This window comes from Nonomuraea sp. NPDC050227, assembly GCF_044459705.1.
In the GTDB taxonomy this organism is placed as follows: Bacteria; Actinomycetota; Actinomycetes; order Streptosporangiales; family Streptosporangiaceae; genus Nonomuraea.
Genome location: NZ_JBITJF010000006.1, coordinates 507,511 through 527,008, shown reverse-complemented (window position 1 = coordinate 527,008; position 19,498 = coordinate 507,511). Strand labels below are relative to the sequence as shown.

General features: G+C 72.3%; 18 protein-coding genes. 6 read left to right on the top strand and 12 right to left on the bottom strand.

Annotation, left to right across the window (positions count from 1 at the left end):
• Positions 1–56: 56 nt before the first annotated feature.
• Genes ACIBK9_RS25950 through ACIBK9_RS25935 form a run of 4 tightly spaced genes read right to left on the bottom strand, consistent with a single transcriptional unit; the run spans position 57 to position 2,830 of the window.
• Positions 57–374 (bottom strand): DUF3140 domain-containing protein, encoded by a 318-nt coding sequence (locus ACIBK9_RS25950; RefSeq protein ID WP_364339814.1) that lies wholly within the window; start codon positions 372–374, stop codon positions 57–59.
• Between the two features lie 29 nt (positions 375–403).
• Entirely contained in the window at positions 404–1,060 is a 657-nt protein-coding gene (locus ACIBK9_RS25945; protein WP_357976348.1) for a response regulator transcription factor, read from the bottom strand.
• On the bottom strand, positions 1,057–2,226 hold the full coding sequence (locus ACIBK9_RS25940; protein WP_397161627.1) for a sensor histidine kinase: 1,170 nt from the start codon (positions 2,224–2,226) through the stop codon (positions 1,057–1,059). Before ACIBK9_RS25940 ends, ACIBK9_RS25945 begins: the two co-directional genes overlap by 4 nt.
• A 16-nt stretch (positions 2,227–2,242) precedes the next feature.
• Positions 2,243–2,830, bottom strand: a complete 588-nt coding sequence (locus tag ACIBK9_RS25935) for a hypothetical protein (RefSeq protein WP_397161626.1) — start codon at positions 2,828–2,830, stop codon at positions 2,243–2,245.
• A 283-nt stretch (positions 2,831–3,113) separates the two neighbouring features.
• Between ACIBK9_RS25935 and ACIBK9_RS25930 the strand changes: the two genes are divergently transcribed.
• Entirely contained in the window at positions 3,114–3,860 is a 747-nt protein-coding gene (locus ACIBK9_RS25930; RefSeq protein ID WP_397161625.1) for an SRPBCC domain-containing protein, read from the top strand.
• 109 nt (positions 3,861–3,969) lie between these two features.
• Here ACIBK9_RS25930 and ACIBK9_RS25925 read toward each other — a convergent pair whose 3' ends face one another.
• Both ACIBK9_RS25925 and ACIBK9_RS25920 read right to left on the bottom strand, forming a co-directional pair.
• Complete coding sequence (locus ACIBK9_RS25925; RefSeq protein ID WP_397161624.1) at positions 3,970–4,767, bottom strand: alpha/beta fold hydrolase; 798 nt, start codon at positions 4,765–4,767, stop codon at positions 3,970–3,972.
• Between the two features lie 280 nt (positions 4,768–5,047).
• Positions 5,048–6,244 (bottom strand): MFS transporter, encoded by a 1,197-nt coding sequence (locus tag ACIBK9_RS25920; protein ID WP_397161623.1) that lies wholly within the window; start codon positions 6,242–6,244, stop codon positions 5,048–5,050.
• A 72-nt stretch (positions 6,245–6,316) separates the two neighbouring features.
• Between ACIBK9_RS25920 and ACIBK9_RS25915 the strand changes: the two genes are divergently transcribed.
• The gene (locus ACIBK9_RS25915) at positions 6,317–7,288 is read left to right on the top strand and encodes a GlxA family transcriptional regulator (protein WP_397161622.1); all 972 of its coding nucleotides are present in this window, start codon (positions 6,317–6,319) and stop codon (positions 7,286–7,288) included.
• Between the two features lie 16 nt (positions 7,289–7,304).
• On the opposite strand, the gene ACIBK9_RS25910 is transcribed toward ACIBK9_RS25915, so the two are convergent.
• Positions 7,305–7,580, bottom strand: coding sequence for a sulfurtransferase TusA family protein (locus tag ACIBK9_RS25910; RefSeq protein ID WP_358298869.1), 276 nt, complete (start codon positions 7,578–7,580; stop codon positions 7,305–7,307).
• Between the two features lie 163 nt (positions 7,581–7,743).
• On the opposite strand from ACIBK9_RS25910, the gene ACIBK9_RS25905 reads away from it, so the two are divergent.
• Together ACIBK9_RS25905 and ACIBK9_RS25900 are read left to right on the top strand one after the other, a co-directional pair.
• Entirely contained in the window at positions 7,744–9,846 is a 2,103-nt protein-coding gene (locus ACIBK9_RS25905) for a histidine kinase (RefSeq protein ID WP_397161621.1), read from the top strand.
• Positions 9,847–9,948: 102 nt separating this feature from the next.
• Positions 9,949–10,755, top strand: a complete 807-nt coding sequence (locus ACIBK9_RS25900) for a hypothetical protein (protein WP_397161620.1) — start codon at positions 9,949–9,951, stop codon at positions 10,753–10,755.
• Between the two features lie 26 nt (positions 10,756–10,781).
• Here the strand turns inward: ACIBK9_RS25900 and ACIBK9_RS25895 are convergent, their stop codons facing one another.
• Positions 10,782–11,981: a hypothetical protein gene (locus ACIBK9_RS25895; RefSeq protein WP_397161619.1), complete on the bottom strand. Its 1,200-nt coding sequence runs from the start codon at positions 11,979–11,981 to the stop codon at positions 10,782–10,784.
• 142 nt (positions 11,982–12,123) lie between these two features.
• Here ACIBK9_RS25895 and ACIBK9_RS25890 point away from each other — a divergent pair, with 142 nt between their 5' ends.
• Entirely contained in the window at positions 12,124–13,938 is a 1,815-nt protein-coding gene (locus ACIBK9_RS25890; protein ID WP_397161618.1) for an ABC transporter ATP-binding protein, read from the top strand.
• Complete coding sequence (locus tag ACIBK9_RS25885) at positions 13,938–15,761, top strand: ABC transporter ATP-binding protein (RefSeq protein ID WP_397161617.1); 1,824 nt, start codon at positions 13,938–13,940, stop codon at positions 15,759–15,761. The genes ACIBK9_RS25890 and ACIBK9_RS25885 overlap by 1 nt, the downstream gene beginning before the upstream one ends.
• Positions 15,762–15,766: 5 nt before the next feature.
• Here the strand turns inward: ACIBK9_RS25885 and ACIBK9_RS25880 are convergent, their stop codons facing one another.
• From ACIBK9_RS25880 to ACIBK9_RS25865, 4 genes are all read right to left on the bottom strand, one after another.
• Positions 15,767–16,978, bottom strand: coding sequence for a PP2C family protein-serine/threonine phosphatase (locus ACIBK9_RS25880; RefSeq protein ID WP_397161616.1), 1,212 nt, complete (start codon positions 16,976–16,978; stop codon positions 15,767–15,769).
• Positions 16,979–17,079: 101 nt separating this feature from the next.
• Positions 17,080–17,289 carry a hypothetical protein gene (locus ACIBK9_RS25875; RefSeq protein ID WP_397161615.1) on the bottom strand — a complete coding sequence of 70 codons (210 nt, stop codon included), beginning with the start codon at positions 17,287–17,289 and terminating at the stop codon, positions 17,080–17,082.
• Complete coding sequence (locus ACIBK9_RS25870) at positions 17,286–17,894, bottom strand: hypothetical protein (protein ID WP_397161614.1); 609 nt, start codon at positions 17,892–17,894, stop codon at positions 17,286–17,288. Before ACIBK9_RS25870 ends, ACIBK9_RS25875 begins: the two co-directional genes overlap by 4 nt.
• A gap of 53 nt (positions 17,895–17,947) precedes the next feature.
• Positions 17,948–19,072 (bottom strand): hypothetical protein, encoded by a 1,125-nt coding sequence (locus tag ACIBK9_RS25865; RefSeq protein ID WP_397161613.1) that lies wholly within the window; start codon positions 19,070–19,072, stop codon positions 17,948–17,950.
• Positions 19,073–19,498: the final 426 nt, after the last annotated feature.

Here is a 19,498-nt window from a genome sequence, read left to right as displayed (position 1 = left end):
CGCATATTTCATCACTTTGCGTCGCCCCACATCCACCATTTGTTGAATTCGAGGCGTTATGCCCTGAGCGGGTCGTGCCCGACGGACATGAGCTCGCGCCGCGAGTCGTCGTCCGTCCGGTCGCCCATGGTCTCGACCAGTTCGATGACCTGACGCATGACGTCCAGGTCGGCCTTGGTCAGGTCGCCCTTCCGCTTGCTCAGGACGTGCAGCACGCCCCTGCCCAGCTCGTCGATGCCCATGTCGGGGTCGGGAGGGAAGCCCTCCTCGTCCGAGGCTTCGGCGAGCAGGTAGCCGCGCAGCTCCTCCGAGTTCATGTTGACCGCCCGGTGGAACTCGTCCCAGAGCGTGTCCGTGTCGAAACCCTCAGTCATATGGGCCGCCTACCCGCCCGACCCTCGCGTTACGCCCCGGGAACGGTCAGCCCCGACTCGTAGGCCGCGATCACCGCCTGCACCCGGTCGCGCAGCCCCAGTTTGCTCAGCACGTTGCTGACGTGCGTCTTCACGGTGTGCTCGCTGACCACCATGGCCTCGGCGATCTCCGCGTTGGACAGGCCGCGCGCGATCAGCTGCAACGTCTCGCGCTCCCTGGCGGTCAGCGACTCCAGCGTGTGCGCGGGGGCGGCGGTCGTCGCGGGGCGGGAGGTGAACTCGGCGATCAGCCTCCTGGTCACCGTGGGCGCGAGCAGCGACTCGCCCGCGGCCACGACGCGCACCGCGGTCACCAGGTCGTCCCGCCGCACGTCCTTCAGCAGGAACCCGCTCGCGCCCGCGCGCAGCGCGTCGAACACGTAGTCGTCCAGGTCGAACGTGGTCAGCATCAGCACCCGGCAGGCGGTCTCGGCGCACACGATCCTGGCCGCCTCGATGCCGTCCATCCTGGGCATGCGGATGTCGAGCAGCAGCACGTCCGGCTCGTGGGCCCGTACGGCGGCCACGGCCTCGACCCCGTCGCCCGCCTCGGCCACCACCGAGATGTCGGGCTGGGCGTCGAGGATCATCGCGAACCCGCCCCTGACCAGCTCCTGGTCGTCGGCCACCACGACGCGCACGCTCATCGGCCGGCCCCCAGCGGCAGCCGCGCCGACACCGCGAAGCCGGGCCCGTCCGCGCGCGGGCCGGCGGTCGCGCTGCCGCCGCAGGCCGCGGCCCGTTCGCGCATGCCTATCAGGCCGTTGCCGCCCGAGGGCAGCGCGGGGCCGCCGCCGCGCCCGTTGTCCGTGACGTCGATCATCAGGTGGTCGTCCTCCCAGGTGAGCCGGATCTCGGCGCGGTCGGCGCCGGAGTGCTTGACGATGTTGGTGAGCGCTTCCTGCGTGATCCGGTAGGCGGCCAGCGCGCTGTCGGGGCCGATCGGGCGGGGCTCGCCGGACTCGGCGAAGCGCACGTCCAGGCCGGTGCCCGCCACCTGGCCGGCCAGCGCGGGCAGGTCCGCGAGGGTCGGCTGCGGCGTCCGCGGCGCCTGCGGCTCGTCCTCCTTCAGTACGCCGAGCATGCGGCGCAGCTGCACCATCGCGTCCCGGCCCGCGGCGGCGATGGCGTCGAAGGCGGCCTCGGCCCTGGCCGGGTTGCTGCGCACCACGACGGGCCCCGCCTCGGCCTGGACCACCATGAGGCTGACCGCATGGGCCAGGATGTCGTGCATGTCGCGGGCGATCCTGGCCCGCTCGCGTTCGGCCGCGCGCTCGGCTTCCAACTGACGCTCCCTTTCGAGCCGGGCCGCGCGCTCGGCCAGTTCGGCGGCGTGGGCGCGGGACGTGGCCGCCGCGCGGCCGATGGCGTAGGCGGCGGTGAACAGGGCGACCCCGCGCATCGCGGTCTCCCACGAGCCGACGGAGGCCAGGCCGCCGACGAGGGTCACGACGAGCATGACGACCCTGGGCAGGCGGGGTGAGTACGCGGCGACCGTGTAGAAGGCGACCAGGGCGCCGTACCAGATGGGCTGGCGGGCGACGTTGTCGGCGAAGTCGTAGAGCGCGCCCACGACCAGGCTGGCGATCAGCATGGCCACCGGCCACCGGCGCCGCCAGACGACGGGGAGCGAGGCGCCGATCGCGATCACGTACCCCCACCAGTCCCAGCTGCCGCCCTGCGAGTCATGGCTGGACACCAGCGGCCAGACCTGGACGAGGGCGATCAACAGGGCGAGCGCCCCGTCCACCCAGAGGTGGGGGAGCGCTCGAAGCCGGCGACGGAAGACGTCGACAAGCGTCAGATCGGACACAGGGTCCCATTCTTCCTCACGCATGGACGAGCGCGGGCCAGGCACCGGCCCGGGCCTGGCGGCGGGCCAGCGGCCAGAACGACACCAGCATGCACACGGCGCCGAGCGGGATCAGGTCCTTCTCCATGATCGGGATGGCGAAGTCGAGCATGACCAGGACGGGGGTCCAGAGCTTGACCTGCCGCCGCGCGGCGAGCTGGACGACCAGGGCCAGCTGGGCGACGTAGAACAGGAGCGGGCCGGCGGCGTAGATCGCGAGCGACACCCCCGGAACCGCCTGGACCTGGTCGAACAGCGGGGACATCGCGTCGTGGTCGGCGGCCATGAACCCGACGACGATGTCGATCACGAACTGCGCGGCCGCGCAGGCGATGCCCACCAGGCCGACCACGAGGCTGGTGGTGGCGATGCGGTTGCGGCCCAGCATCCGCCACATTTCCCGAAATATCACGATGAACAGGGCAAGAGCGGCAAGAAAGGCGAGATGGCCGGCCGTCCAGGCCAACCCCGGCCCTCGGCTCCCGTCCAGGCCGTCGACGATCCGGATCACGCCGTACGACAGGACGAGCAGCGGGGCGGCCACGAAGGCGGCGCGGGTGTTCATCAGGGGGTCTCCTCAAGGGGCGGGGCGATGCACTTATCCTGCGGTTTTCCGCTCCGGATGTGATCGCCGGGACGGGCGATCCCGCGCCTCGCTCTCAAGAGGGATGCCCCTCGCTCCCACGCCCCACAAGCCTGCCGAACGCGCCCACATGCCCGCCGACCGCCCCCGCACGCTGCCGACCGTGCCGCACAGGCATGCCGACAACACGAGTCGGCTTGACAAGCGATATTGTCGGTGCGATCGTCGGCCGCACACCGCGCCGGGCCGTGACAGGGAGACCGCCATGCCGCACGAGTTCGAGATCCGCCACGAGATCCAGCTGGACGCCGCCCCCGACGTCGTCTGGCAGGCCATCGCGGAGGGCCCGGGCATCGACTCGTGGTTCATGGGCCGTACCGAACTGGAACCGCGCGAAGGCGGCCGGGGCACGCAGACCTTCGGCGACGACGTCGCCACCGAGTCGGTGGTGACCGCCTGGGAGCCGGGCAGGCGCCTGGCCCACCGGGGCGTGGAGAACCCCGACGGCACGTTCATGGCCTTCGAGTACCTGCTGGAAGCCCGCGGCTCGGGCAGCACGGTGCTCCGCTTCGTCCACAGCGGCTTCCTCGGCGACGACTGGGAGTCGGAGTACGACGACCTGGAGCGCGGCGACCTCCAGTACCTGTACAAGCTGGCCGTCTACCTCAGGCACTTCCCCGGCAGGATCTCCACCCACAACCTGTTCCTGGCCGGCCCGTGCGCGTCGGAGGAGCGGTTCTGGGCCGCGCTCGCGGCCGCGCTCGGCGTCGCCGGCCGTCCGGTGGCGGGGGAGAAGGTGACGGTCGCGATCGAGGGGCGTTCGCCGGAGCGGGGCGTCGTGGAGTGGGTGACCGCTCCGGGCACGTTCGTGGCGGTCCGTACGGACGACGGCCTGTACATGTTCGTCCAGGGACGCGGCATGGCGGTGGTGGAGCACCACGCCTACGCCCCGGTGGACGGCGAGGCCCTGGAAGCCGCCTGGACCCACTGGCTCACCACCGTCTCCGCCTGACCGCCCGCCCTCAGGCGAAGAACCCCCTGACCGCCCGCCCTCAGGCGAAGAACCCGCCTGAGCGGCGGCCCTCAGGAGAACCCCACCGTCTTCGCCTGACCACCGGCCCTCAGGCGAAGAACTCCCGCAGCACCGGCGCCAGGGCCTCCGGCTTGACGATGTGGGTCTGCCCGTCGAGCGTGCGGTAGTCGGCCGCGGGCAGCGCCTTCGCCAGCGCGCCGACGGAGTTGCGCATCCACTGCGGGCTCTTCCCGCCGTCGGCGACGAGCGTCGGGACGGTCACCGACGCCCACGCGCCCTCCGGGTACGGCACGCCCCGCTGATACGGGAAGACGAGCGCGGTGTCGTACGGCAGGGTGTGCGCCACGGCCTTGAGCGTGGCCCACGCGGGCATGAACCGCATCATCGCCACCACGATCGCCGGCAGGCCGACCCCTTCGCGCATGAACATCCTGACCGCCTCGGCCCGGCGGCCGGCGGCCACCAGCGCCTCCAGGCGTCGCGGGTAGTCGTCCTTGATCGGGGGGCGGGCGCCGTCCACGACGAACGGGGGCTCGTAGAGGGCCAGGCGCTCGACGGGCAGGCCGTGCTGGACCGCGGCCAGGGCGAGGGCGGCGCCGGAGGAGGTGCCGTACAGGCGGACCGGGCCGCCGGCCTCCTTGACGAGCGCGGCCAGGTCCTCGACCTCCCGTTCGACGGCGTACGGCTGGGTGTCGCCGCTCTCGCCCCGTCCGCGGCGGTCGTAGGTGTAGACCGTGAAGTCGGGGGCGAGCGCCTCGGCCAGGCCGCCGTTGATGCTGGAGCCGCGGAAGCTGAGTGCGCCGTCCACGAGGATGACCGCCGGGCCCTGGCCTGCGCGTTCGTACGCGATGGGGGTGCCGTCCGCGGAGTTGATCATGCTGCTCATGGTGTTCCTCCGTTTCGTGGTGCCCACGCTAGCTACCGACAAATAAAATTGTCAAGAAATCTTTTGGGAGAAGACGTACTGATACGGGTACCTCTGCGCTCTTACCTGGTGGAGTCGTCCCGAGCGCGGGGGAACGCCGGGGCGGCTCCCACATCGCGTGCCGCGAATAGGAGGGGACGGCACGTGCCGCAGACGGGGGCGGGCGGTCTGCCAGCCGCACGCCCCGGCCGCGGCACGTGCCGTGGGCACCGCCCCTCGGCGCCGGCTACCTCGGCGCCGGCTACCTCGCCGGGACCGTGACCGGCCCGCTCCCGGACGCCTGCGGCCTGCGGCCGAGCCGCCGTACCGGCCCGATCACCAGCAGCGCCGTCACCACGCCGACCGTCACCAGGGCCGAGCCCAGCATGAAGACGCGCGGCTCGACCAGCGCGGTGACCGGGCCGGCCAGCGCCTGCCCGACCGCCATGCCCGCGACCGACCCGGCCACCTGGTAGGCGTTGACCCGGTTCAGCACGTCCGGCGCGACCTGGGTCTGCACGGTCGTCGACCACATCACCGACCAGAACGCCATCGCGCACCCCCCGAGCAGGTGCCCGGCCATCAGCAGCGGCAGCGGCAGTCCGAGCGCGACCGACAGCGGCACGGCGACGTACCCGATCAGCGCCACGGCCCCCGCCGCCAGCGGCCTGCGCGGCTTCAGCCGGATCGCCACCAGCCCGCCCAGCACGGTCCCGAGGCCGAGCGCCGCCATCACCCAGCCGTAGTCGGCCCCGATGACCTGGGACGACAGCGGCACGTACGGCCCCACCACCAGCACGCCCCAGAACACCCAGACCAGGATGACCGACCACATCCAGCTCCTGGCCTTGAACTCCTCCCAGCCCCTGCGCAGGTCGCTCAGCACGTCGGACGGCTCCGGCGTGGGCACGGCGACCCGCACCAGCACCAGGCACACCGCGCTGACCAGGAACGTCGCGGCGTCCACGGTGTAGACGAAGACCGGCCCGGTGGCCACGACGAGGATCCCGGCCAGCGCCGGCCCGACGAGCTGGGTGACCGCCTCGGCGATCTTCAAGGTCGCGTTGGCCCGCTGCGCATCCTCGGCGACCAGCGGCACCATCCCGTTGACGCACGGTTCGAACACTCCGGCGGCCATGCCCGACAGGAACGCCATCGCCAGCAGCAGGGCGAACGGCGGGGCGCCGTCGAGGAAGGCGACGGCCACGACCGCCTGGGTGACCACCCTGACCACGTCCGCGCCGATCATCAGGCGCCGGGGCCCGATCCGGTCGGCGACGACCCCGCCGAACAACATGACCAGCACGGCCGACGCGGTCCAGAGCGCGAGCACGAAGCCGACGCCGGCGATCCCGTAAACTTTGCCGATCGCCAGCGCCGAGGCGACGGGCATCATCGCGTCGCCGAGCAGCGAGATCGTGCGGGCCCCGAAGTAGAGGGCGAAACTCCTCGTCCACATGAGCCCTAATTCTGGATTTTTCCAGATCAGAGCACTGGTGTCCCAAATGACATCATTGGGTACATTTGCGCCATGCCCCTGGACTGCCCCGAGACGCCTCCGGCCCCCGTGAGCCCGCACCGCGTGGTCGCCCTGGTCGCCCCCAACCAGGAGCTCTACCCCGTCACCTCGGCCTCGGCCGTCTTCGGCTACCAGGGCCCCGACATTCCCCAGCACTACAGCCTCACCCTGTGCGCCGAGCGGCCGGGCTCGCTGCCCACCACCCTCGGCGTCCCCATGCAGGTGGACAGCGGTCTCGAAGCCATCGACGAGGCCGGCACCGTGATCGTCGCGGGCTGGACCCTGGTCCCCTCGCCGGCCGTGCTCGACGCGGTGTCCCGGGCCCACTCCCGCGGGGCGCGGATCGTCGCCGTCTGCGCGGGCATCTTCATCCCCGCCGCCCTGGGCCTGCTGGACGGCCGCCGCGCGTCCGTCCACTGGGAGCTGTCCGGGGAGCTGGCCGCCCGCCACCCGCGCGTCATCCCCGACGACACCGTCATCTACGTGGACCACGGCGACGTCGCCACCGCCGGAGCCTCGGCCGCCACCCTCGACCTGTGCCTGCACCAGGTGCTCCAGGACCACGGCGCGGCCCACGCCATGCGCATCGGCCGTCAGCTCGCCGCCGGGCCGCACCGCGAGGGCTGCCAGCGCCAGTACCCGCCGCTGCCCACCGCGGGACCCATGCCGGACTCCCTGGCCCCGCTGCTCGAATGGCTGCTCGGCCGCCTGCCCGACCACGTCACCGTCGAGGACATGGCCGCCTACTCAGGCGTCTCCGCGCGGACCCTGACCCGGCAGTTCGCCGACCAGCTCGGCGTGCCGCCCGCCCGCTGGCTGCTGGAACGCCGGCTGGCCGCCACCCGGGCGCTGCTGGAGGAGACGGACCTGCCGGTCGAGACGATCGCCACCCGCGTCGGCCTCTCCTCGGCCGTCAACCTCCGCCGCCGTTTCCACACCGCGCTGCGCACCACCCCGGCCGCCTACCGGCGCTCCTTCCGCTGACGGGCGGCGGCCGCCGTCAGGCCGCGTGCCAGGGACGGGCGGGCTCGGTCTCCTTGGCGGCGTCCGCGACGCGCACCGCGTACGTCGGGCGCTCGGCGCCGGGCACCGGCCCGAGGTAGGAGTGGCCGGTCAGGTGGCACCACGCGGGCAGGTCGACGGGCGCGGCGGGGTCGCTGGCGATCAGGTGGATCACGGCGCCCGGACCGGCGCGCAGCACGTGCCCGCGCAGCTCGATGAGCAGTTGCACGCACATCTTGTCGCCGCCGTCGATCACCAGATCAGGTTCGGGCATGCGTATAGGAAACCACGCGTCGCCGTCGAGTAGGTTGAGGCCTGTCCTGGCCCCGTGAGGGCCCGGAGCAGGCGTCGGACGGTAACGGCCCGGACACAACGGGCGGATTATCCCAGTAAAAGGGTCATAATCCTGTTCAAGTGTTGGGGAAGGCGGTGATGAGATGACCGGGTTCACCGAGATCGCCGAAGAGGCCGGGCCGGCGGAGAGCCACGGGACCGGGCGCGGCTCCGCTGGCCGGGGCGTTCGGCTCGCGCGCGTCACGGCCGTCGTCCTGGCGGTGGCCTCGCCGGTCCTCACGGTCGCCGCGCTGCTCGTCTACGCCCGCCTGCCACAGGCGTGGACGCCGCTGAGGACCGCCTCGCCCCAGACGGCCGCCGCCCTGACCTTCCCCGCGGTCGGCGCGTTCCTGATCTTCCATCGGCCGCGGCTGAACATGGCGTGGCTGATGGTCGCGGGCGGCATCGCCGCCGCCGTCAGCGACCTGTCCAGCGCGATGATGTTCCGGCTGGCCGCCGACGGCGACCTGGTGGCGGCCGGGCTCGTACGCTTCCCCGCGCAGGTCGGGTGGGCGGTGTGCGGCCTGGCGCTCACCATGCTGCTGCCGCTCTACTCGCCCGACGGGCGGCTGCCCTCGCCGCGCTGGCGGTGGGTGCTGCTGCTGGGCGCGTTCTCGCTCGGGCTCGACCTGGCCCGCTCGGTGTTCCGGCCCGACCCGCCCCCCGGCAGCTACCCCTACCCGGCCGTCATCCCCAACCCGCTGCAGATCCGCGCGCTCGGGCCGTACGTCGAGGCCGTCTCCATGGTGGCCTGGACCGGCATCTACGTCGCCATGGCGCTGACGGCGCTCTCCCTGGCGCTGCGGCTGCGCCGGGCCGATCCGGTGGGCAGGCGGCAGATCGGCTGGCCGCTGTTCGCGTTCGCGGGCTACGTCGTGTTCCTGATCATGGCCGCGTTCGTGCCGGCGCTCCTGTGGCCGAGCGTCGTGTGGGCGGCGCTCATCCCGGTCGCCGTCGCGTTCTCGGTGACCCGCTACCGGCTCTACGGCATCGACACGGTGATCAGCCGGGCCTTCGTCGCGGCCGGGCTGGTGGCCGTGGTGAGCGCGGTCTACTTCGGCGCGGGCGCGCTGTCCAGCCTCGTGGTCTCCGGCTACGACGAGATCGCGGGCATCGCCGCCGCGCTGTTCGCCGGCGCGTTCTTCCAGCCGCTGCGGCACGTGCTGCAACGCGCCGTCGACCGCCTCCTGTACGGCAGCGTCGGCGACCCCGCCGTGCTGGCCGAACGCCTGACCCAGGCCGTCCGGCGCGGCGACCCGGCCAAGGCGCTGACCTCCGTGGTCAGCGTGCTGCGCGACGGGCTCGCGGTCGAGGGCGTGGCCGTGGAGGTCGCCGACGGCGAGCCGCGTTACGTCGAGAGCGGCCGGGTGGGCGCGGAGCCCCGCCAGGTGCCGCTGGTGTGGCACGGCGAGCGCGTCGGCCGTCTGTTCGTCGGGCCGCCCGGCCCGCGCCGCTTCCCCGCCGCCCACAACGAGCGCGTGCTCACCACGCTCACGCCGTACGCCGCCGACGTGGCGCACGCCGTGCGCATGGCCGCCGACCTGCAGCGTTCCAGGGAACGCATCCTGACGGCCAGGGAGGAGGAGCGCCGCCGCCTGCGCCGCGACCTGCACGACGGGCTCGGCCAGACCCTCTCGGCCATGGCCATGACCATCAACATGGCCAGGATGAGCCTGAAGAAGTCCCCCGACGCCGCCGACGAGCTGCTGCGCGAGCTGCACACCGGCATGGGCGCGGTCACCGACGACATCCGCGAGCTGGTGTACGGCCTGCGCCCGCCCGCGCTCGACGACCTCGGCCTGGCCAGAGCCGTCCGCGAGCTGGCCGGCCAGTCCTCCCCGGACACCGAGATCGAGGTGGAGGTCGAGGGCAGCATGACCGACCTGCCCGCCGCCGTCGAGGTGGCCGTCTACCGGATCGTCCAGGAGGCGCTGACCAACATCCGCCGGCACGCCAGGGCCTCCCGCGCCCGCATCGTGCTCCAGCGGGACTCCGTGCTGCGCGTGCTGGTCGCCGACGACGGCCGCGGGCTGCCCGCCGCGTACAGCGCGGGGGTGGGCCTCGGCTCGATGCGGGAACGGGCGGCCGAGCTCGGCGGCATCTGCGTCGTCAACAGCGGGCCGGGAGCCGGGACGCGGGTCGAGGTCATGCTGCCCCTGGGCTCGGCCGCGAAGGAGCCGGTCAGGCCGCCGCGCGCGGGCCGCTGAACGCTGAGCGGTGCCAGGCAAAATTAACCGAGAGTAGTTTTGATCTCACCCTTGGTGTGGAACATGGTGAAGTATCACCTCATTCCTCACGGAGGACGTGCCTTGCCCCAGCACACACCCCGCCTGGTGATGTACTACCGGACCCACTGCGACGGCGGCCTCTACGTCTCCCCGCTGCCCCTGATCGAACGGCGTACCGGCCTCACCCACCTCGTCGTCGCCACCGTGGAGGTCGGCGCGGACGGCGACGTCCGCCTCAACGGCGCCCCGCCCGACTGCCCCGACCTGGCCCAGATGTGGGACGACGTGCAGGTCACCCAGGTGTACGGCGCCCGCGCCCTGGCCATGATCGACGGCCTCGACCGCCTCGACCACGACTTCGGCGCCTGTTACCCGCCGCTGCGCCGCCTGCTCGCCCGCCGCCGCCTCGACGGCGTGGACCTGCGCCTGACCGCGCCCATGTCGCCGCCCGGCCTCGCACGCCTGATCGACCGGCTGCGCGCCGACTTCGGCCCGGCCTTCCTGATCGCGCTCACCCCGTCCGCCGCAGTGGACCACGACCAGGTCTTCCGCGACCGGGGCGCCGACCTCGCCTGGCTCAACCTGCCGATGTACGGCGGCTCGCGCAGCCTGGCCGACCCGTGCGACTACGACGCCGTGCTCGCCGGGGGAGTGGTGCCGGCGGGCCAGCTGGTGGCCGGGGCGGTCACCACCCCCGACAACGGGGGCGGCGGCTACGTCGAGATCGACCGCCTGGCCGCCACCGTCGCCGAGCTGCTGCACCGGCATCCCGGGATGGGCGGGGTGAGCGGCTGGGAGTACTACAACGCCCTGCCCGGCGGCACGGACGCCCCCTGGCAGTGGGCCGAACGCGTCGGCGCCGCCCTCAAACTGACCCGCAGGCCCTGACCTTCCGAGCCCCTTGGCGGGCCCGGTCAGCGTCGCCGGCGCTTCTGGGCGCCCGCCGTCTTGCCCGGTTTGCGGGGCTTCCTGGGCAGGCGTCCGCGCTCGCCCGGCGGCCGTACGTGCACCCCGCGCCACCGCTGCAACGCCACGCGCGCGGCCGAGGCCACCCGGGGCGCCGGATGGTGCTCGATGAGGAAGCGCAGCATCGGCGTCGTGTAGGGGTGGTCGCTGCACGTCATCATGCCGAGCATGCTGAGCACGTCGTCGACGTCGAGGTTGCCGGAGAGCTGGAGTATCGACTCGGCCGGGCCGCCGATCTCCATCGCGGCCACGGTCATGTCGGCGTACACCCAGGCCACGTCGACGGGCGCGGGCGGGACGTCGTGGTCCTCCTTCTCCCGGGCCCGGATGAGCGCCCCCAGCCGGGGCACCTCGCGCAACGCGGCGGCGATCTCCTGACCGGGCCGGCCGAGGTCCTCCAGCAACACGGTCAGGCCGACGGCCCGGCTCAGCGGGCTGACGTCGAGCAGGACGTCGGCGATCTCCTCGGCGGCCCGCGCCGGATCCCGCCCGCCCAGCCAGACGCGCACCTCCTCGGCGCGTTCGTCGTCGTCGTAGGTGCGCAGGGCCCGCAGCAGCGTGGGGGCGTCGGCGCCGGCCGTGCCGCCGTGGACCGGGATGTCCTGGCCGATGAGGGTCTTGAAGAGGTCGAGCGCGCTCCAGGTGCCGAGCGGGGTCAGCGACACCGACGAGCCCTCGCGCCGGATCAGCCGCAACCAGGCCAGCTCGTCGGCCGCCTCGTCGGTCAGCTCGGGGATCTCCGCCACCGGCAGGGCGTCGCGGTGACTGAGCAGCATCAGCAGGGTGCTCGTGCCCGCGTCGAGCGCCGCGGCGTCGGCCTCGGGGGAGAACAGCGAGTAGAGGATGTCGCCCCACGTGTCCAGCACGTCGTCGGCCGGCCCGGACGTCAGGGTCTCTACCGCCGGGCCGGTCGTGGCGGTGCCGTCGCGCACGTCGATGAGCCGGCTGTCCTCGGCCACGCCCCAGAGCCGCCCCTGCTCGGGCCGCGCCGCCCCCTGCGCACCGGCGGCGGAGGCGAGGCGGAGCAGGTCGTGGACGACCGGCGTCGCCCGGACCACGGCCGCGAGGTCGTCGGCCGGGAGGAGGCGCACCGGCGGCTGGAGGGTCACGAGCGGCAGCAGGTCCGCTTGATGGAGGAAAGGGTCCACGATGGGTAAGGTTACTGTCTCATTGCGTGACGATGCCCGCTCTTTGCCTTCACGGGCGGCCGGAAAACCCCTCGGATTCTGTCGGTGGCCGGTGATACAAACGGGTCCGATGTCCGCCCACCCTCGGCCAAGGGGTCTCACCGTGACCAGCGGCAGTTCGGAGTTCTCCGTCGAAGGCCCGCGCTACGACCGGCGTGGGCCGGTCCGCTGGCTCTGGTCCCACGTGCGCCGCCATCCGCTCCCCCTGACGGGCTTCCTCGGCGGCTCGCTGGTGATGGTGGTGCTCAACGCGCTGGTCCCCCAGCTCACCGGCTCGGCCTTCGACGCGGTGCTGAGCGGCCGGGGCGCGTCCGCCGCCGCGCTCGGCCTGGTCGCCCTGGCGCTGCTGGCGGTGGTGTCGGCCCGCGGCCTGTTCGACCTCGTCGCCCGGCTGAGCAGCGAGATGCTGGCCAAGCGGCTCGAACGCGACGCCCGCGACGAGCTCTACGCCGGCCTGCTCGGCAAGAGCCAGACCTTCCACAACCGGCAGCGGGTCGGCGACCTGATGGCGCGGGCGGCCAACGACATCCGCCAGCTGTCCATCATGATCAGTCCGGGCGTCGACCTGATCGTCGACTCCGGGCTCACCGGCCTGGTGCCCCTGGTGTTCATCGCCGCGATCGACCCGCGGCTGCTGCTGGTGCCCGTGGTGTTCGGGGTGCTGTTCGGGTTCGCGCTGCGCCACTACATGGGGCAGCTCAACCCGGTGGCCACCCGCATGCGCGACGAGTTCGGCGACCTCAACGCCGGGCTGAGCCAGGCGGTGCGCGGCATCGAGGTCATCAAGGTGACCGCGCAGGAGGGGCAGGAGCGGCTGCGCTTCCGCGCCAACGCCCGGCGCTACCGCGACTCGTTCGTGCGCAACGGCCTCGTCCAGGCCCGCTACCTGCCCACGTTGCTGTTCGCGTGCGCCATGGCGGGGGCGTTGTGGCACGCGCTTCACCTCCACGCCGCCGGCGCGATCACGATCGGCGACCTGGTGGCCTTCATGGGGCTGATGGGCATGCTGGGCTTCCCGACCCAGATCTCGATCTTCACGTTCTCGCTGGTGCAGATCGGCATCGTGTCCTCCCGCCGGATCCTCGACATCGTCAACGCCGAGACCGAGCTGGAGCAGCCGACCGCCGGCCACGTCGCGCCCATCGGGGGCGAGATCGTCTTCGACGACGTCACCTTCGGCTACGGCGAGGGCGAGCCTGTCCTGCGGGGGGTGACGTTCACCGTGCGGCCGGGGGAGACGGTGGCGATCGTCGGCGAGACCGGGGCGGGCAAGAGCTCGCTGACGAAGCTGGTGCCCCGCATCTACGACGTCACCTCGGGCCGGATCCTGGTCGACGGCGTCGACGTCCGCGAGTGGGACCTCGACTCGCTGCGCTCCCAGATCTCCACCATCGAGCAGGACGTCGTGCTGTTCTCGCGGTCCGTGGCCGAGAACATCGCCTTCGGCCTCGGCCAGCGGGCCGACCGCGCCGCCGTGGTCAAAGCGGCGGAAGACGCGCAGGCGGCCGAGTTCGTGGCCGAGCTCGACGACGGCTACGACACCGTCATCGGCGAGCGCGGCCTCACCCTGTCCGGCGGCCAGCGCCAGCGACTGGCCATCGCGCGGGCGCTGCTGACCGACCCGGCCATCCTGATCCTCGACGACTCCACCAGCGCCATCGACTCCGCCACCGAAGACCGCATCCAGCAGGCCATCGAGCGCATCCAGGAAGGGCGCACGACCCTGCTGATCACCCACCGGCTCTCCCAGATCCGCTGGGCCGACAAGGTCCTGCTGCTGCGGCGCGGCGAGGTGGCCGCCTTCGGCACCCACGACGAGCTGATCGCCGGCAGCCCCCTCTACCGCCGCATCTTCTCCCACTACGACGAGGTCACGGCCGATCAGGGCGCGCTCGACGAGCAGGAAAGGGTCCACTGATGGGCTTCATCATGGACGGCCTCGACGCCGAGGACTACGACCGCACCTACTCCGACCGTGACCTGACGCGCCGGATCCTCGCCTACTTCCGCCCCAAGCTGGGCGCGATGTTCCTGGTGGCGGCCATGATCGTGCTGGTGTCGGCGGCGCAGGCGGCCCTGCCGCTGCTGGCCAGCCAGGGCGTCGACGCCATCCAGGACGGCACGATCGCCGATGTGGGCCCGCTGCTGGCCGCCGGCATCCTGCTCGCCGGCGCGCTGAGCTGGGCCTTCAACTTCGTCCGCCAGTGGTACAGCGCGCGGGTGACCGGCGACGTCGTGCTGCGCCTGCGCGAAGACGCCTTCGACGCCGTGCTCGAACGCGACCTGTCGTTCTACGACGAGACCCCGTCGGGCCGCATCGTCAGCCGCGTCACCTCCGACACCGACGACTTCGCCACGGTCTCCACCCTGACGATGGACCTGATCAGCCAGGTGCTGATGGTGGGGTTCGTCACCGTCCTGCTGTTCCTGCGCAGCGTCGAGCTGGCGCTGCTGACCCTGCTGGTGGCGCCGGTCGTGATGGGCATGGCGCTGCTGTTCCGGCGGCTGGCCCGGTCCAGCACGCGGCGGGCCCAGCGGTCGCTGAGCCGGGTCAACGCCAACCTCCAGGAGACCATGGGCGGCATCGCCGTGGCCAAGAACTTCCGCCAGGAGCGGCAGGTCTACGACGAGTTCCGGCCGGTCAACGAGCAGAGCTACCGGGTGACGCTGCGCCAGGGCTTCGTCTTCTCGGCCATCTTCCCCCTGCTGTTCCTCGTGGCGGGGCTCGCGACGGTCGCGCTGGTCCAGCTCGGCGGCACCGCGGTGCTGGGCGGCGGCCTGTCGGCGGGCGACTGGTACCTGTTCCTGCAGGGCGTGTCGCTGTTCTGGATGCCGCTGACCTCCATCGCCGCCTTCTGGTCGCAGTTCCAGCAGGGCCTGTCGGCCTCCGAGCGGGTCTTCGCCCTGATCGACGCCCCGCCCCGGGTGGTGCAGACCGGCTCGGCCGACCCGGGCAGGCTGGCCGGGCGCATCGAGTTCGACGACGTCACCTTCGGCTACGACGCGGCCCACCCCGTGCTCCGCGGCTTCGACCTGGTCGTCGAGGCGGGCGAGACGGTCGCGCTGGTCGGCCACACCGGCGCCGGCAAGTCCACGCTGGGCAAGCTGATCACCCGCTTCTACGAGTTCCAGGAAGGCCGCCTGCTGATCGACGGCCACGACATCCGCTCGCTCGACCTCGGCGCGTACCGGCGGCAGATCGGCGCGGTGCCGCAGGCGCCGTTCCTGTTCAGCGGCACGGTCGCCGACAACATCCGCTATCCGCGTCCCGACGCGGGCGACGACGAGGTGCTGGCCGCGGCGGCCGCGGTCGGCGGCGGCGACTGGATCGAGGCCCTGCCCCACGGCCTGGCCACCGACGTGGGCGAGCACGGCCGGGCCCTGTCGATGGGCCAGCGGCAGCTCGTCGCGCTGGCCCGCCTGCTCATCCAGGACCCGGCGATCGTCGTCCTCGACGAGGCCACCGCGAGCGTCGACCCGCTGACCGAGGCCCAGATCCAGGAGGGGCTCGACGTGGTGCTGGCCGGCCGCACCTCGATCGTCATCGCCCACCGGCTGTCCACGATCGAGCACGTCGACCGCATCATCGTGCTCGACCACGGCCGGATCGTGGAGGAGGGCGACCACGCCTCGCTGCTGGCCCGCGGCGGCCGCTACTGCCAGGTCTACAACACCTACTTCCGCCACCAGTCGCCCGACTACCGGCCCGACAGCGGGTTCGTCGCCGTCGGCGAGACCTGACGGGCTCACATGACGAGCCGCTGCTGCCTGCTGCTGCGCCACTCCACCATCAGCACGGTCGCGTCGTCCTGGAGCCGTCCGTGCTGGTGCTCCAGGATGGCCTGCACCAGCCGGCGCAGCGTCTCGGGCGTCGACAGGCCGTCGGCCTCGTGCCGGATGATGAAGTCGATGAAGCGCTCCAGGCCGAACAGCTCGCCGTCCGGGCTCTGCGCCTCGATGATCCCGTCGGTGTAGAACAGCAGCCGGTCGCCGGGCTGGAGCTGGTAGCGCAGCTCCCCGGTGTACGGCCGCAGCAGGAAGCCCATTGGCGGGTCGGGCTCGCTGGACAGCGTGGCCACCTGCTGGCCCTCGCGGATCACCAGCGGCGGATGGTGCCCCCGGTTCACCCACGTCAGCCAGCCGGTGCGCAGGTCGAGGCAGGCCAGGATGCCGGTGGCGAAGCGGCCGGTGAACTGCTCGGCGATGGCTGCGTCGATCGCCTGGCCCGTGTTGACGAGATCGGCGCCCTGCCGCCGGTTGTTCCGGCTGGCCCCGACGGCGATGGTCGCGGTCAGCCCCGCGGAGGTGTCGTGGCCCATCGCGTCGAAGATCGACACGTGCAGCGCCTCGCCGTCGATGGCGTAGTCGAAGGCGTCCCCGCCCACCTGGTACGCCGGTTCGAGCACGGCGCTGACCACCACGTCGTCGTTGGCGAACGTCCCCGGGGGCAGCAGCGGCACCAGCACCTCCGCCGACAGCGTCATCGGCCGGGCGCGGATCAACCGCGAGTAGGAGTCGCTGTGCGGCCGCTTGCTGATCACCAGCAGCGCGACCAGCGACGCGAGCTGCTGGGCCCGCCACTCGGCGACCTCGTCGTCCAGCGGCACCGTCACGCCGAGCACGCCGACCCGCTCGGTGCCGTCCAGGAGCGGCAGCCACAGCCGCCGAACCGTGTCGCCGGGCCCGCCCGGCACGTGGACGACCTCGGTGTTGCGGAAGGCGATCCCGGCGAGCGTGCCGTCGATCCGCAGGGCCGTCAGCGCCGCGCCGGACGGGTCCCGCTGCTCCGTGATCGGGATGAGCTGCTGCTGCTGCAGGTCGGTGACGTAGATCGCGGTCTCGGAGAAGCCCACCAGCGCGGCGTGCCCGGCGACCACGTGCGGCAGGTCCTCCATCGCGGTCAGATGGTTGGCGGACAGCATGCCGCCCAGCATCAGCTCCCCGCCACTCCGCCGCATCGGCACACCCTTCCTGAGGTCTGCCCCGGGACCTACCCATTCGAGGGGCGGTTTCTGCCCCGTCGACCGCCGCCGACATCTCCGTACGGACCGGGACGGCCTCACTCGGCGGCAGGCGGTCCTTCCGCGCGCTCCGCCGCCGGCGCCCGCCATCGCGCCGCGTCCTGGTACGCCTTCGTCACCGCGACGATCATGGCCGCCTGCGCGCCGGCCAGCGACAACCAGAGCATGCCCCCGCCTACGAAGAAGGGGATCACCAGCAGCGCGGCGACCGTGAACACCCATCCGCCGACCGATCCAGGAATCTTCAAAACCGGCTCTCCCACAGGTACCAGGGGCCTTCGAGGTGGGTGTAACCCGTGTGGGACTCCTCCGGCGGCGTGCCTCCGGGGCTCCAGGCGAAGCCGTACCGGTCGAACAGGCCGGTGTCGCTCACCAGGAACCGCGCTCCGCCCGGCAGCCGTTCGATCGACGTCAGCGGAAAGAGGCCCACCCACTGGTCTTCGCGCCTGACGGTCTTGGTGTCCGCGGCGACCGTCCGGGCGAACTGCTCCAGCCCCGACTCCGACAGCGCGAACCGGGCGCTGAACGGCGCCCCGGTGAGCACCAGCGCGGTCACGATCACGCCCATCACCGGCGCGGCCGCCCAGCGGGCCCAATGGCGGCGCAGCCCGGGACGTCCGTCGGAGCGCAGAAGCGCCACCGCGAACCGGGCCACCCAGACGACCACGGTGCCGACGGCGAGCGCGAGCCCCGCCAGCAGCAGTGTGAACGACCCTCCGCCCGGCACGCTCGTGTAGTTGAGCACGATCAGCCCTGCCACGGCGACCAGCGGAAGCAGCACCTTGCCTGGCGGGCCGACCAGGGCCCGGGTGAGCGCCGGTAAGGGAGGTCGCTCGGCGACGTTTTCCGACATGCCAGAGAGTACCGCGATCATGTGACGCCGGCCCAGGGGGCGGGAAGGGTCGGCTACAGCAGACGGGAACGGTCCAACGCCGCCCTCTTCCGCACCTCGGCCAGGAAGACCTCCGTGTGACGGTGGTGGCGGCGCGGACGGCCCGGCTCCCGGCCGGGCGGGGTGTCGGCGTGCTGGGAGAAGGTCAGCCAGCAGCTGCGGATGCCGTAGAGGAGGTTCTCCAGCAGGTCGAGGGCCGGGCGGGCGGGGTTGAGCGGAGTGATGGGCAGGTAGACCGTGCTGGGGCCGAGGCCGAGCTCGGGATGGTCGGTGCGGGCCTGGGCGATCAGCTCCTCGGCCACGCCGATGCGGTGTTTGGCCTCGGTGACGCCGTAGAGGTGGCCCTCGGCGACGTGCAGCGCGTTGCGGATCATCGGCATGACCGCGGCCCTGGGCGAGCCGCCGCCGCTCATCGCGGAGATCACCTCGGTGAGGCTCTCCTGGGCGGGGGCCTTGATGTTGTCGACCTCGGAGATGGTCTGCATCGGATGCAGGCCGGTGTGCCGGGCGCTGATGGTGGCGGCGGCGTAGAGCCAGTGGGCCGCCGCGATGGCGGCCGCGGTGGGGTCGATCTTGGTGAACAGCGCCTCCGTGCCGAACGGATGCTGGTGCAGCAGGCTGTCGGCCTGGGCGACCTGGAGGGGCGAGGCGTCCTCGCGGCTGAGCATGACGGCCTGCTGGGCGCGCGCGGTCAGGTCGCCGAGCTCGGCGTTCTCGATGGCGGCCAGCTCGGCGGTGACGTCGGTGGCCACGCTGCCGGCCAGCGGCGCGTGGTTGATCGTGTGCAGCGTACGGCCGACGCGGTGGGCGACCTCCTCCACCCGCGTGGAGTAGAGGGTCAGCGCGCCGTTGGCCGGCCGGACGGGCGCCAGCAGGGCCGGGATGACCGAGGCGAACGCGTCGCGCTCGGCCTGCCGCTGCCAGCCGACGCTGTTGGGGCCGTGCTGGTCGGCGGCGCTCGACGGGTGGGTGTAGCAGCGCCAGCAGGCGTAGGACAGCTCCGTGAGGCTGATGGCCAGGCGGAGCACGTCGGGGCTCGAAGGCACCTGTTCCGCCACGGTGGTGGCGATGTCGCCGATCCCCGTACCCCAGGTGGCGATGAGCGCGTGGCGTGAGTGGTCGACGGCGAACCGGGTCACGGAGGCTCCTTACAACGGGGGGTGGGGGAGCGTGATGACATGCTCAGGATGCTTGATCCGGCGTGGTCGCGGAGGGGAATTCGCATGGTTGCCGGTCCCTGATCTGCGGATTTGCCGTGATATGCGCCAGAAGATTTTTCCAGCGGACGGGCCGGTTCCCACACCCCTGACACGGGCCGGTACGGGCCCGTGGCCGGTGCCGCGGGCCGGTGCCGCGGGCCGGTACGCGCCCGTCGCGGCGGGCCGCCGTCTCCGCCCTCGTTCCTCCGGCCTGGCCCTGTTTCGGTCCGTCACTTTCGGCGGCCAATATCCGCTGGCAGAAAAGAAACTTGGGCGCCGGTGTAATGGAACCTCACCCGGCGAAATCAAGATCATCCCCACGCGGGCGGCCGATGTGCCACCGTTTTCGTCATCCCCGGGGCGCCC